This is a genomic window from Pseudoalteromonas sp. NSLLW24, assembly GCF_015864725.1.
Lineage (GTDB): Bacteria > Pseudomonadota > Gammaproteobacteria > Enterobacterales > Alteromonadaceae > Pseudoalteromonas > Pseudoalteromonas arctica.
In genome coordinates this window covers 90862-104063 of the sequence record NZ_JADYWQ010000016.1, presented here as the reverse complement: position 1 = coordinate 104063, position 13202 = coordinate 90862, and the positions used below count along the sequence as shown (strand labels likewise).

15 protein-coding genes are annotated in these 13202 nt (G+C 39.7%); 7 read left to right on the top strand and 8 right to left on the bottom strand.

Going from position 1 to position 13202, the window contains the following annotated elements:
• Positions 1-67 precede the first annotated feature (67 nt).
• From I6E72_RS15730 to I6E72_RS15720, 3 genes are all read right to left on the bottom strand, one after another.
• Positions 68-874 (bottom strand): hypothetical protein, encoded by an 807-nt coding sequence (locus I6E72_RS15730; RefSeq protein WP_197113025.1) that lies wholly within the window; start codon positions 872-874, stop codon positions 68-70.
• Between the two features lie 538 nt (positions 875-1412).
• Positions 1413-1664, bottom strand: a complete 252-nt coding sequence (locus I6E72_RS15725; protein WP_197113023.1) for a Rho-binding antiterminator — start codon at positions 1662-1664, stop codon at positions 1413-1415.
• Between the two features lie 17 nt (positions 1665-1681).
• Entirely contained in the window at positions 1682-2521 is an 840-nt protein-coding gene (locus tag I6E72_RS15720) for a DUF417 family protein (RefSeq protein WP_197113021.1), read from the bottom strand.
• Positions 2522-2807: 286 nt separating this feature from the next.
• Here I6E72_RS15720 and I6E72_RS15715 point away from each other — a divergent pair, with 286 nt between their 5' ends.
• The gene (locus I6E72_RS15715) at positions 2808-4274 is read left to right on the top strand and encodes a DASS family sodium-coupled anion symporter (protein WP_197113019.1); all 1467 of its coding nucleotides are present in this window, start codon (positions 2808-2810) and stop codon (positions 4272-4274) included.
• A gap of 350 nt (positions 4275-4624) precedes the next feature.
• Positions 4625-4969, top strand: coding sequence for a GNAT family N-acetyltransferase (locus tag I6E72_RS15710; protein WP_024591969.1), 345 nt, complete (start codon positions 4625-4627; stop codon positions 4967-4969).
• 2 nt (positions 4970-4971) lie between these two features.
• Here the strand turns inward: I6E72_RS15710 and I6E72_RS15705 are convergent, their stop codons facing one another.
• From I6E72_RS15705 to I6E72_RS19780, 5 genes are all read right to left on the bottom strand, one after another.
• Complete coding sequence (locus I6E72_RS15705) at positions 4972-5607, bottom strand: trimeric intracellular cation channel family protein (protein WP_004334621.1); 636 nt, start codon at positions 5605-5607, stop codon at positions 4972-4974.
• A 257-nt stretch (positions 5608-5864) separates the two neighbouring features.
• Positions 5865-6104, bottom strand: a complete 240-nt coding sequence (locus tag I6E72_RS15700; RefSeq protein ID WP_101216345.1) for a hypothetical protein — start codon at positions 6102-6104, stop codon at positions 5865-5867.
• 266 nt (positions 6105-6370) lie between these two features.
• Complete coding sequence (locus I6E72_RS15695; protein WP_197113017.1) at positions 6371-6967, bottom strand: RDD family protein; 597 nt, start codon at positions 6965-6967, stop codon at positions 6371-6373.
• 61 nt (positions 6968-7028) lie between these two features.
• Positions 7029-7253, bottom strand: a complete 225-nt coding sequence (locus I6E72_RS15690) for a hypothetical protein (RefSeq protein WP_197113016.1) — start codon at positions 7251-7253, stop codon at positions 7029-7031.
• A gap of 31 nt (positions 7254-7284) precedes the next feature.
• Positions 7285-7443: an ATP-binding cassette domain-containing protein gene (locus I6E72_RS19780; RefSeq protein WP_331459207.1), complete on the bottom strand. Its 159-nt coding sequence runs from the start codon at positions 7441-7443 to the stop codon at positions 7285-7287.
• A 204-nt stretch (positions 7444-7647) separates the two neighbouring features.
• Between I6E72_RS19780 and xdhA the strand changes: the two genes are divergently transcribed.
• From xdhA to uraH, 5 genes are read left to right on the top strand one after another with little or no spacing between them, the layout of a single operon-like run.
• Positions 7648-9147, top strand: a complete 1500-nt coding sequence (gene xdhA, locus I6E72_RS15680) for a xanthine dehydrogenase small subunit (protein WP_197113014.1) — start codon at positions 7648-7650, stop codon at positions 9145-9147.
• On the top strand, positions 9134-11473 hold the full coding sequence (gene xdhB / locus I6E72_RS15675) for a xanthine dehydrogenase molybdopterin binding subunit (RefSeq protein WP_165721732.1): 2340 nt from the start codon (positions 9134-9136) through the stop codon (positions 11471-11473). The genes xdhA and xdhB overlap by 14 nt, the downstream gene beginning before the upstream one ends.
• A complete protein-coding gene (xdhC, locus tag I6E72_RS15670) occupies positions 11466-12356 on the top strand; it encodes a xanthine dehydrogenase accessory protein XdhC (RefSeq protein ID WP_165721733.1) in 891 nt (296 codons plus the stop codon). The genes xdhB and xdhC overlap by 8 nt, the downstream gene beginning before the upstream one ends.
• On the top strand, positions 12353-12853 hold the full coding sequence (uraD, locus tag I6E72_RS15665; RefSeq protein ID WP_165721734.1) for a 2-oxo-4-hydroxy-4-carboxy-5-ureidoimidazoline decarboxylase: 501 nt from the start codon (positions 12353-12355) through the stop codon (positions 12851-12853). Before xdhC ends, uraD begins: the two co-directional genes overlap by 4 nt.
• Positions 12850-13200 (top strand): hydroxyisourate hydrolase, encoded by a 351-nt coding sequence (gene uraH / locus I6E72_RS15660; protein WP_033028479.1) that lies wholly within the window; start codon positions 12850-12852, stop codon positions 13198-13200. The genes uraD and uraH overlap by 4 nt, the downstream gene beginning before the upstream one ends.
• Positions 13201-13202 lie beyond the last annotated feature (2 nt).

The window sequence follows — 13202 nt, the reverse complement described above, 5'->3', positions numbered from 1 at the left end:
TTCTATGGTGAGGGATGGTGTCATGTGGGATCCTAAAATGGTTTGAAATTAGGAATTGACACCATAGTCACTTGTTAGTTACCGTTACTTGCTCAGAATCTATTTCTTTATTTTGAGGCTCTATTGTCGTATAAGCAGAGTAACTTAATTGCCACACTGAATATAATACAGCAACAAGTGCCAGTAATTTTGAAGGCAAAGACTCAACTAATCGATTTAACTTTGCTGGTAAATTTGATCTGATAGTTTTTAATTTATTAGATTGAATTTTTTGGTAGATTGACTGAAAAAAGTATACTTTTGCCATAGTAGACTTATGTAATTTCAAATATTCTTTTCTCTTAAAAGCTTCAGCTTCTTCCGCACCAATTAAGTTGTCTCGATGGGGCCCACCATTACATGCCATAATGCTAGGCATACGTGGAAGGTCGAAAGATTTTTTACCAAATTTCTCAGTAATTATTGATGATAAATTATGTTTCTTAGAGTCCTCGACTTTAGGCGGCTGCTTTTCCGTTAACACTCTATATCTGTGCTCAATAGTCTCAAAACCAAAGTTAATATTGGACATATTCCAGTGAAGCCAATAGCAGTCTTGGTGGTTTTGTATGAATTGATAGAAATCTTCTAACATCGTTGCTTCAATTTCATCATAATGATTATGTATTTCATCACGAGTGATTTTTTTTATCTCCGCAACAAGATGTATTGAAAAGCTATGCATTGTAGAGCTTGCAACATGTAGAGCTGCAATTGATGTGATACGAGGTGAATACCCCTCATTATCATCATTTAATCCCTGACATGAGTAATGAATTACATATAATGAATTTTCATTATCTTTTAGAAATTTCAATTCTTCCTTGGAACGCATACAAACTCCGATGTAGGGAAACTAATAGCTTATTGAACAGCACTTTGGGATTTATAATCCCCCAAAACGGCGCATATTACTTTTTTCAATAATTCCACTAAACAACTTCAATGTAAACAAGTAATTACATATGTTATAAAGTTACCGTTGTTAAAATATACCAAAACGGTGTTTAATAATGTTATTGGACAAAATTAAAATAGCTGTTTATGTAAATACTTGGTTCTGTAAGTTAGCTTTATTTATGTAGCTACCTTTACAGCCATAAATAACAAACGCACGAAGACCACGCGCCATATACGGACATATAAAGGCTTACTTATTACAGAATTAGCATTTTTATACGTTTCAATAGTTAGCGTTTAACCTTATTCGGTAGAAAAACTCGAGTAAAGAATAAAAGAAAGTAATAGGAACATTTTGGCTTTATGTATTTAGCACGTATGAGCTAAAGCATTGGTTAGATAAGCGAACCTTAACATATTAATTGTTACAGGTTCGCTGAGGTGTTTATGATAAAAACGAATGAGTGAGGTGCTTACTTTACATCAAAGTTCACGTGGTCAAAGTATGGATTTTGTTCACGCGCTTTAAGTACGCTGATTGTAGTGAGCACTATGAGTTGCAGCTCGCTATTTACGTTAACAACTATGCATTCGTCTCTATTAGCATTGCGTTTTGTGTCAGTTGCCACGCCACATACACCATCACCATTTTTTAATATAAGCTCAATGCTTAAATGGTACATACAGGCAATTTCGATGTAATCGTATTGATTGCAACTGATCATAACGTCCTCTTTATATATTATTTAGTCGGCTTGAAAATCATTAAAAAAGCAATAACAACAAGGTTGGCTATATACCAAAGATCTTTAATTACAAACTGCCCTAGGCGTTCCAATAAAGCGGAAGAACTAAATGCACCGGTGGCGGTAATTAAGAATGTTTGGGTCATCATAAATACGCTTAAACACGCTAAGCCACTTACAATAATTAGCTTTTTATTATTTAAAAATAGCCCTAAGCCCAATAACACAGCAAATAATACATCAAACCCGCCAATCACGTTAGACGCGCCTTGTACGCTAAATACCGTGTATAACCACGACATAAACGGTGAGGTTTCTACTAAACTTACAATGCCTTTTGCTTCAAACTCATAAAACTTCATGCCGCCAATCCACAATAAAACCATGGCAACAGGTATAAAGTTTAAAAGTACGTGTTGTTTGTCGGTAAGTTTGTCTTTATAAAATAAAAACAAATACAAAGGCACTACAGCAAAGTATTTAATTATGCCCTGCCCACTACCAATGATTGGAAAGCCGCCAAGTTGAGCCATCCAACGGTTACTGGCAAACAAGGTAAGTAATGCAACTAAACTTATAATTGCTGCAAGTAAAAGTGCTGGTGTAGGTTTCATTAATTTAAGGCGAGCGAGCACGGTGGCAAACGCTAAGGCAATCATAAATGAGCCACTAATTAAACCTAACGCAGATACAGACATTAGCGAATCAACGCCGTAAAAGCTAAATGTAGCCGTTAACGTATTAGGGTTTGCTCCTAACGCAAACGATAAGCCAAGTAACAAAAAGCTACTCGCTAATAAAAAAGTAATCACGTTGTTGGTTAATTTTAAGTTCATTGTATTTCCAAGTATTCGTTAAGACTTACAAAGACCTTGCTAGTCGATAAAACAATTCAAGCTAACTCTTAAAAATATAAGAGTTGATTAAGCACAACGTAAGCTCTTATAGGGTAATGTAATCAATCACTTTAGTTTATGATTTATTACCTCTTTATTAATAAAATTAAATAAGTCTAATATTCATATGATGTGCGTCATTTTTTTTATTATAAAATGAAGTAGAATAACGTCGCCTTTTCAATACACAGAATGCATGCATTTCTAAAACTTAGGGACATTTTTAATGAAGGGTACTGATATTCGAGTTACCTCTGGACTGATTTCTATAGCCATTGTTTTACTACTTTGGTTTGCTGTACCGCCCCCGCAAGGTGTTACCGAAAACGCATGGCATTTGCTCGCTTTATTTATTGGTACTGTTGTTGCCATTATTGGTAAAGCAATGCCAATCGGCGCCATTGCTATTTTAGCTATTACTTCTGTTGCGTTAACTGGCGTAACTAATGACAGCCCATCTGGCGCTATTAAAGATGCATTAAGTGGCTTTTCTAATTCATTAATTTGGTTGATTGGTATTGCTATTATTATTTCTCGGGGTTTAGCTAAAACTGGTTTGGGAAATCGTATTGGCTATAATTTTATTTCTCTTTTTGGTAAAAAAACAGTTGGTATTGGTTACGCACTCGCACTTTCTGAACTTGTTATAGCGCCTGTAACGCCAAGTAATACCGCGCGAGGCGGCGCTATTATTCACCCAATAATGAAGTCGATAGCAACAAGTTTTGGCTCGTCCCCTGAGGAAGGTACATCTCGTAAAATTGGGCACTACCTTGCTTTAGTGAGCTACCATATAAACCCTATTACATCAGCTATGTTTATTACGGCGACTGCGCCAAACCCTCTAATTGTAAAGCTGATTGCTGATGCTACCGGTGCAAATATTAGTATTACTTGGAGTACGTGGGCGCTGGCAGCGCTTGTTCCTGGTTTGCTATGTATTGCCCTTGTGCCTTTGGTTGTTTATGCCATTTACCCACCTGAAGTTAAAAGTACGCCCGACGCTAAAAAATATGCAGAATCTAAATTAACTGAAATGGGCCCAATGAGTTACGGCGAAAAAATAATGGTGGGTGTTTTTGCTATGCTGCTTGTTTTATGGGCCGGCGTACCCGCAATGATTTTAGGGGCTGACTACGCGGTTAACACAACCGCAGTGGCTTTTTTAGGTTTGTCGGTTTTATTAGTGACTGGTGTATTAAGCTGGGACGATGTACTTAAAGAAAAGTCTGCGTGGGATACCGTTGTTTGGTTTTCAGCATTAGTAATGATGGCCACTTTTTTAAATAAACTAGGTTTGGTAACGTGGTTTTCAACACTTGTTGAGAGCAACATTGCGCAACTGGGTTTTGACTGGATTGTATCGGCCATTATATTGGTAGCTGTGTATTTTTACGCTCATTACTTTTTTGCCAGTACCACAGCACATATTACTGCTATGTTTGCCGCATTTTACGCCGCAGGTTTGGCGCTTGGCGCTCCGCCTTTATTTTTAGGTTTACTGTTAGCAGGCGCTTCATCACTCATGATGTCGTTAACGCATTACGCAACAGGCACATCACCCATAGTGTTTGGCTCAGGCTATGTATCGTTAAAAGACTGGTGGGTAATGGGCCTTATAATGAGCGTTATTAATTTAAGTGTATGGGGAATTGTTGGCGGGCTTTGGTGGAAAGCACTTGGGTATTGGTAGTATTGCCTTTGTTAGCTTGGCTTGCACATTTAATACTGCGCACATATTTTGATTAGTTCTACAAATATAAACATTAAGGCTGTTGCAAGGGAGCACTATGGTTTTTAAATTTATAAAGGCAGCATATTCAGACCGAGACTACTTATTAAGCCTCAGAAAACTGACTATGGTTGAACACTTAGAGAATGCCGGGTTATTTTTAATACCAATTTGCTTAATTAAGTGATCTATTTTGAGGCTGGAAAAACGCGTTGATAGCTAGGCAAAAAATTCGCTATTTAGTTGTTCTAAATGAGCATTTTTTAACGCAGGTAGCGACACGTTTAGCCCCGCAAAATGATTAAGTATTATTGCGGATTGGTATAACTGAGCAACAGCATGTTTTAAGGCTTGATGACCAATATGACTGCTCCCATCTTATAGTTATAAATGAGGTACCAATTGGTACTTTAAAATACCAAACGCACGCTCAATACGTTGAAATAATGCAATTACAAATACATCCACTGCATCAAAATAAAGGGTATGGGAAAGCTGTTATTGAACAAGTTATTACAAGTGCGCAGTCAAAACCGATTAAACTCACAGTGCTTAAAAACAACCCAGCATTAGAACTTTATAAGCGGCTGGGTTTTACTATAACGGATGAGAATAATTACGAGTACCACATGCAAACGCGGGCTACTCGTAGCTAAAATTAGTCGCTTTGATCTCTGAAGTCTTTTTTTCTGAAAATAGTTAAATGCCAACCCCAATGCAAAGAGCCTAATCTTAAAAAAATAGTCGTAAAAAATGACCCTAAAATACACCAAATGTAATCTACATTAAGGCTAAATAAAGCGGCATAAACTGCTCCACCCGCTAAACACGCAGAGGCGTAAGGTTCGCTGCGCATAACAGTTGGCACCTCACGGCAAATTACGTCGCGTATTAAACCACCAAATATACCTGTAGTAATGCCCATGGTAATTGCGACCACCATACCAGAGCCATTAATGAGTGCTTTTTCTATCCCCATAATATTAAATAACGCCATACCAACAGCGTCTACCAACAAAAAGTAGTAATTATTAACGCGCGGTAAGTATCGAATAAATGCAATTGTTGCTATAACGGCCCCATAGGTTGAATATAAATACTCGGGGGTAGCAATCCAAAATACCGGTTTGTTTAAAAGTATATCTCTGAGGGTACCGCCCCCTAATGCTGTAACGGTTGCCACCACTACTACGCCAAAGCCACTAATGTTTTTTTCATACCCAAGCAATGCCCCTGCAACAGCAAAAAATGCGACACCGAGTAACCCTAGTACCATAAAGTATTCAGCAGTCATGGTAATTCCTTTTTTAAATTTATAAGGAGTTGTTTCAACTTACGTGCCAAAAAAACGAGTGAATACAAATAAATTTATAATTTAAGCAATTGAAATTTATAAACTTATTATATGTATTAAAAAACATTAGCTATGTGATATTTAGAGAAGGCTTAACAAGAGTAATTATTTTAATTATGGGTAGTTTTTACACGTTAAAGTACAGAGAGGTTTTGTTACAGAGTTGCAGTCGAGCACTTTTAAATCTTAAGCAAAAATTAAATGAGCAATAAAGCTATTACCAATATCACAAAAATAATAGGCAATATTGTATGTTGCCAGTTTTGCTCTTTATTTTGATTATAGAGTGTTTGCATTGAGCTTTTATCATTGTTAGTAAAACTATGCTGGCACTGCTTACAGCTTTGGGCTTTTATGCTCACCCAAGTACCACATTTAATACATGCGTAACGCCTTGCCAGTTTATCAAACTCGTTTGTTTTTATAAACATTCTCATGTATCACCTCATTGATTTTCGCTGCGGTAAGAAAACCAATGAATAATATATATGTTGGGTAACAAATTAAAGAAGCCGCTAGTGCTAAAATTAGCTGTGTGTTGTTTTTCATAATCATCCTTGGTTACTAGTCAAAAAAAATCGGTAAGGTTTTTTTAATTATATTAACAATTTAGTGAAATACGCCATTTTGTAACTTTTGCTAATCAAACTTAAATCCGGGTAATTTTTTTGCCTAGGCAAAGCTGCCATAATTAATATCCTGATTAATCTACATAACTCACTTTTGTTCCCGCTAAATGATCATGTAAACATCGTTTATCTTTTCCAAATATAAATAATGGATTAACAAAACCAGCTATAAACTGACCTACCGAAGGGACAAGTGATAATAGTTGCATAGAAAGCATGCGTTTAAAGTAAATTGTAGTAAAGCTTGCTTGTGTACCATCTAAATTTTCAATACGGATAGACATTAAAGATTTACCAATTGTTTGTCCGCGTTGGTACATAAGGTAACCATGAAGCACTAACGTGCTTAATATGCCATAACCTAGCAAACCTGCAGATAAAGTAAGTGTTGGTTGGCTTAAATTATCAAACCCTACAAGCATGAATACAGGTATAAAACAAGCAACACCTAAAACGCCATCAACAATAGCAGCTACTAACCTATCTGAGCGCGTTGCTTTTTCTCCTGCTACTTTTGATACAATATTTTCAGATGGGCTCTGTGCTTCTCGCGTTTTAATTAAGTCGTCTATTTCTTTTGCTCGATCTGGGTAGGCTTCGCGATCTATAGCTCTCGCTGATGAGTAAAGCTCATCTAAAGTGTAGGTAGAAAAATCAATTTTAGAGTCCATAAAAGCTAAGTCCGTATCTTCTTTTTATCGTAATTTAACATAATTAATTTATGTTATTCAACTATTTATGTGTTTTTAATAACATACCATAACGTGTTGGCGTTTTTACAATTCGATCCGCAAGCATGCTGGTATGTCCTGCTAAATCTAGCGCATCAGCAGGCTCTTTTATATTCATTATACCAATCAGCTTAATTAAGTGAGCTATTTTGAGATAAGAAAATCGTGTCGATAACAAGGCAAAAATTTCGTTATTTAGTTGTTCTATATCAGAAATTTTTAACACAGTTAGCGTCAGGTTTAAGCCTTTAAATTGATCAAGTACTATTGCTGATTGGTATTATACGGCCATTAAAAAACATGTCCCCTTGGTCAGGTTTAACCACACCATAAAGCATTTTCATTAATGTGCTTTTACCAGCCCTATTTCCCCCTTTAGATTTAAATAGTAAAGCATTCGCTTCACCGTGCCTTATTTTTAAAGCGACTCCGTTATTACCTATACCTCGATAATTTAACCCAACCGCCCTTAACTGACCAAGCGGTCAACAATGGCATAGTAACTGCAATAAGCTAATTAAAGATTAAAAAGTATTTTTGTTACCCGTGCGCAAACAACAAGAAAAAACATACGCCAAGCCTTTATGTATCAGGGCTTTATAAAAATTAAGGGGGTCTGTGTGATTCAATTTTTATTAAATAACACACCAATTGAAGTACAAGAATGCTCGCCAAGTCTCACCATTTTGGACTGGCTTCGCACCAAAAAAGGGAAAGTGGGCACCAAAGAAGGCTGTGCAACTGGCGACTGTGGCGCGTGCACAATTTTAGTGGGTGAAGAGCGTATAAATGCAAACGGGGAAGCTAGTTGGCAATACAAAACAATGAACAGCTGTTTATTGTTATTAGGTAATGCGCATGCAAAACATATAGTAACGGTAGAGGCTGTTACTACTGGTTTATACCCAAACTTAACCGATTTACACCCCGTACAACGTGCACTCGTTGAGTGCCATGGTTCGCAATGTGGTTTTTGCACGCCCGGTATAATAATGAGTTTGTTGGCTCTTTATATTAATGAACCAACGTACCCTGGTAAAAAAGCGGTTATTCATGCACTTGGCGGTAACTTATGCCGTTGTACAGGTTATAGCCCTATATTACTTGCAGCCGAAAAAGCCTATAGCTATGAACGTAAAGCTGAACCGTACTCAGCAATGGCCGCTCAATTTAAAGCATCACTTAATACGCAATATGATGACGATATTCCATTTTTAAAAAATGGCCCTCGCAAATTCTATTTACCACAAACGGCCCAACAACTTGTTGAGCTAAAGACGCTTTATCTTTATGCACATTTAGTTGCTGGTGGCACCGACTTTGCCATTGAGCTTAGCCAAAACATGCTCTTACCGGATGTAATTATCTCCCTTAGCCAAGTAAAGGATCTTTGCACCTTGGCAGATAATAACGGTGAGTTACACATAGGTGCAGCGCTACCTTATAGCCAATTTGTTGAGGCATTTTATAACCATTACCCAGAGTCAAAAGAGCTATTTGAACGCTTAGGATCAAGCCAAGTACGTAACAGCGGCACACTCGGTGGCAGCATAGGGAATGCCTCTCCGATTGGCGATCCCGCTCCACTTTTAATCGCTCTTAATGCATCAATGGATTTATTAAGCAGCGCTGGTACGCGCACTATTAAAGTTGCCGACTACTTTATTGATTATAAAAAAACAGTTCTTAAAAGCGATGAAGTAATTAGTAAGTTCACAATTCCAAAGCGCCCAGAGTCGCTAAAACTGGCATGTCATAAAATATCAAAACGCTTTGAAGACGATATATCTACCGTGTGTTTGGTACTTGCTATAGAGCATTCACAAAACATGATTACTCAAGCCCGCTGCGCTATGGGCGGTATGGCAGCTATTCCTAAGCGCGCGCAGCATATTGAGCAAAAGCTGATATCTCAATCGTTACAAGTAAGTAGCTTTATAGACGCAGCAACGGCTATTAACGATGACTTTACACCTATGAGCGATGTAAGAAGCAGTGCGCATTATCGCACTACGGTAAGCAAAAACTTATTACAACGCATTGGTATTGAGTTTTGTGAGTCGCAAGCACGCAACAATAACAACATTGCCATTACGAGGATCTCACATGCGTCACTTTGAAATGGATAAACTAAAAGCGCAAGGTGGTAGCGTTGGACAGTCTAAATATCACGAAAGCGCTATTAAACAAGTTTGTGGCAGTGCAAATTTTGCCGACGATAACCCTGAGCCATACGGTTGCCTGCATGCTTACCCAGTGCTCGCCCCTGTTACAAGCGGCTTTATTAAATCAATAGATACAAGTCACGCACTGGTAGTTGAAGGCGTTAAACGTATTTTATCGGCCGAAGATGTACCGGGTAAATTAGATATTGGCCCAGTATTTCCAGGTGATGTACTGCTGACCAGCCATGAAATTCAATACCACGGGCAACCTGTATTAATTGTTGTTGCCGACACCTATGAAATAGCGCGCCGCGCGGCACGTTTAGTGGTTATAGAGTGCGAGCAAACCACACCAATACTTGATATTAAAGAAGCCATTAGCAAAGAGCATTGGGTAAGGCCGCCTCATTCACTTAACCGTGGTAACAGCGAAAACGCCATTAATAACGCAGCCCACCAGCTTAAAGGCGAAATAAACATAGGCGGACAAGAACACTTTTATTTAGAAGGCCAAATAGCGCTGGCGCAACCTGATAACGACGGGGGCATTCATGTTCAGTGTTCTACGCAACACCCTACTGAGGTTCAACACTTAGTTGCTAAAATTTTAAAAAAGCCATTTAGCTTTGTAAACGTAGAAACCCGCCGTATGGGCGGTGCTTTTGGCGGCAAAGAAACCCAAGGCGCTCCATGGGCATGCCTTGCCGCCCTTGCGGTTTACCACCTTGGCTGCGCAGTAAAAATGCGCCTAGCCCGTAGCGACGATTTTAAATTAACCGGTAAGCGCCACCCTTTTTATAATCACTATCATGTCGGTTTTGACGAAAATGGTTTAATAGAAGGTGCCGACATTACCGTAAACGGGTTTTGTGGCTACTCCCCTGATTTATCTGATGCAATTGTAGACCGTGCCATGTTTCATGCCGATAACGCCTACTACTACCCAGCCGCCACAATTAAGGGTAATCGCTGTAAAGTGAATACCGTAAGCCATACCGCATTTAGAGGATTTGGTGGCCCGCAAGGAATGATTATGGGCGAGCTAATAATGGACGATATAGCAGCTAAATTAGGTAAAGATCCGCTTGAAATTAGAAAACTCAATTTATATAAAAAAGGCCGCGACACCACGCCGTATCATCAAACCGTAGAGCAACATATTTTAAAAGATATGATAAACCAGCTTGAGGAGTCGGGTGACTACTGGGCACGTAAAGAGGCTATTAAAGCATTTAACGTATCGTCACCCATTATAAAAAAAGGCCTTGCAATGACGCCGGTTAAATACGGTATATCGTTTACTGTACAACACTTAAACCAAGCCGGTGCATTAGTGCATGTATATAGCGATGGCTCTATACATTTAAACCACGGCGGCACCGAAATGGGCCAAGGGCTGAACACCAAAATTGCGCAAATTGTGGCCCATGGCTTTGGGGTCGATTTTAACGCGGTAAGTATTAGTGCTACGCGTACCGACAAAGTACCAAACACTTCACCAACAGCGGCCTCAAGCGGTACCGACTTAAACGGCATGGCGGCGCTAAATGCAGTAAACACAATAAAAGAGCGCTTAATAAACTTTATTACCGAGCACTTTGAAGTAGACAGCCAAAGTATTACATTTAAAGATAACCTCATTACTTTTAGTAAAGGGGAAATTAGCTTTAGCGAACTTGCAAATCTTGCTTACATGAATCGTATATCGCTTTCATCTACCGGTTATTACGCCACACCAAAAATTCATTACGACAGAGCCAAAGGTGAAGGCCGCCCATTTTTTTACTACGCTCACGGCGTAGCACTCAGCGAAGTAGAAGTAGATACGCTAACTGGCGAAAACACGGTAACCCGCGTTGACATACTGCACGATGTAGGCAGCTCAATTAACCCAGCACTTGATATAGGCCAAATTGAAGGCGCCTTTGTACAAGGTATGGGCTGGCTTACCACCGAAGACTTACAATGGAATGATAAAGGCCAGCTTGCAAGCTTTGGCCCAGCCAACTACAAAATACCAGCCATTGGCGATACCCCTGCCGAATTTAACGTCAATCTTTATAACTCAGCAAATCCAGAAACCACCGTGTTTAGATCAAAAGCCGTAGGCGAGCCGCCATTTATGCTGGCCTTTAGTGTATGGAGCGCTATTCGTAATGCCATAAGTAGTGTGGCTGATTACAAATACACCGCCCCATTGGATACACCCGCAACCCCAGAGCGAGTATTGAGTGCAATTGAGCAAACCGCTAGTTGGTTTAAGGAGCATCAACATGACTAATTTAAATGAGTCGTTTCAGGGTTTTCATACTCAAAACTGGGCGCAGGCTATAAACGAGCACGAACAAAGCGGCACTAATTATGTAATTGCCACGGTACTTGGCACAAATGGCTCAACCCCTCGCGGCACAGGCTCTAAAATGGTAATAAGCGGCGAGCATATTTACGACACTCTTGGCGGTGGCCACCTTGAATACGTAGTAATAGAAAAAGCCCGCGAACTACTTGCCAAAGGCGAAGCCGCCCAAGTAATTGAGCAATTTAACCTAGGTGCAAATTTAGGCCAGTGCTGCGGCGGAGCTGCCACCGTTATGCTTGAATGCATGCAATGCGAGCGCTTTACCCTCGACATTTATGGCGCAGGCCATGTAGCACAAGCGCTTATTGGTATATTGGCACAGCTGCCTATGCGCATACGCTGGATAGATAGCCGCGCAGATGTATTCCCACAGGCTATTCCAAATAACGTAGTAAAAGTGGTTGATGAAGAGCCAATAGAACAAGTAAAACGTGCGCCTAAAGCTAATAACTACTTAATACTTACCCATAACCACCAGCTCGACTTTGCACTCACCCAAGCCATTATTAAACGCGCTGATGCCAATTGGCTGGGCGTTATTGGCTCTGACACTAAAGCAAAACGTTTTAAACAACGCCTAGCACATCGCGATTTTACAGCCGCTCAAATACAACAAATGACCTGCCCTGTTGGGCTTAAAAATATTACGGGCAAATTACCAATGGAAGTGGCTATTTCGATTAGTGGACAGCTAATTGCCCTTTATCAGGCTATGCAAACCCAAGCGCCAAAACGCCAAGGCTTGCAGTGGCGCACACTAAAAAATGCCTTAATTAGCACCACGCAGGAGGAAGTAGGCGCATGAGTAGCTTACAAATAAATACGCTAAATGATGCACAAGCAAAACAAGCACTTGAGCATTGCTGCGCGGCCCCTAACTGGGTAGCGGGCATGATAAAAGCAATGCCATTTAAAAGTGCTCAGCAGCTGTTTGAATGCGCAAAAAGCATATGGGATAGCCTTAGCGAGAGCGACTATTTAGCTGCCTTTGAAGGCCACCCGCAAATAGGTGACTTATCAACCCTTAGCAAAAAATACGCTGCTACCGCACAAAAAGCGGGCCATGAGCAATCGGGTATGAGCAAAGCAAACGAAGCCGTACTTACCAAAATGATTACCCTTAATAAAGAGTACCTGAACAAGTTTGGCTTTATTTTTATTGTGTGCGCCACCGGTAAAACTGCCGAACAAATGCTTGAACTCATAGAGCAGCGCATACACAACACCCGCAGCACAGAGCTTGCTATAGCCGCGGGCGAACAAGCCAAAATAACAAAAATAAGATTGGAGTCATTGCTATGAATAAAAGTATGAACAAAAGCCCTATTACCACCCATATACTTGATACCAGCACCGGAAAACCTGCGGCAAACGTTGCTGTTAAGCTATTTAAACTTACAAATAACGAATGGGTACAACTAACCCAAGGCACAACCGATACCGATGGGCGAATTACCGACTGGCTAAATACAGAAGTAGAATTTGCAACCTATAAGCTAGTATTTGATTTAGATAGCTACTACCAAAATCAACCTACCCCTGCGTTTTACCCAGAGGCGCAAATAACGTTTAGATTACAAGATACTAAACATCACCATATCCCATTGTTGCTTAGCCCGTTTGGCTACTCTACATACAGAGGTAGCTAACT

Excerpts from the sequence above, each read along its gene's own strand:
- I6E72_RS15730 (WP_197113025.1), bottom strand. The coding sequence starts at position 874 with ATGCGTTCCAAGGAAGAATTGAAATTTCTAAAAGATAATGAAAATTCA.
- I6E72_RS15725 (WP_197113023.1), bottom strand. The coding sequence starts at position 1,664 with ATGATCAGTTGCAATCAATACGATTACATCGAAATTGCCTGTATGTAC.
- I6E72_RS15720 (WP_197113021.1), bottom strand. The coding sequence starts at position 2,521 with ATGAACTTAAAATTAACCAACAACGTGATTACTTTTTTATTAGCGAGT.
- I6E72_RS15715 (WP_197113019.1), top strand. The coding sequence starts at position 2,808 with ATGAAGGGTACTGATATTCGAGTTACCTCTGGACTGATTTCTATAGCC.
- I6E72_RS15705 (WP_004334621.1), bottom strand. The coding sequence starts at position 5,607 with ATGACTGCTGAATACTTTATGGTACTAGGGTTACTCGGTGTCGCATTT.
- I6E72_RS15700 (WP_101216345.1), bottom strand. The coding sequence starts at position 6,104 with ATGAGAATGTTTATAAAAACAAACGAGTTTGATAAACTGGCAAGGCGT.
- I6E72_RS15695 (WP_197113017.1), bottom strand. The coding sequence starts at position 6,967 with ATGGACTCTAAAATTGATTTTTCTACCTACACTTTAGATGAGCTTTAC.
- xdhB (WP_165721732.1), top strand. The coding sequence starts at position 9,134 with ATGCGTCACTTTGAAATGGATAAACTAAAAGCGCAAGGTGGTAGCGTT.
- xdhC (WP_165721733.1), top strand. The coding sequence starts at position 11,466 with ATGACTAATTTAAATGAGTCGTTTCAGGGTTTTCATACTCAAAACTGG.
- uraD (WP_165721734.1), top strand. The coding sequence starts at position 12,353 with ATGAGTAGCTTACAAATAAATACGCTAAATGATGCACAAGCAAAACAA.
- uraH (WP_033028479.1), top strand. The coding sequence starts at position 12,850 with ATGAATAAAAGTATGAACAAAAGCCCTATTACCACCCATATACTTGAT.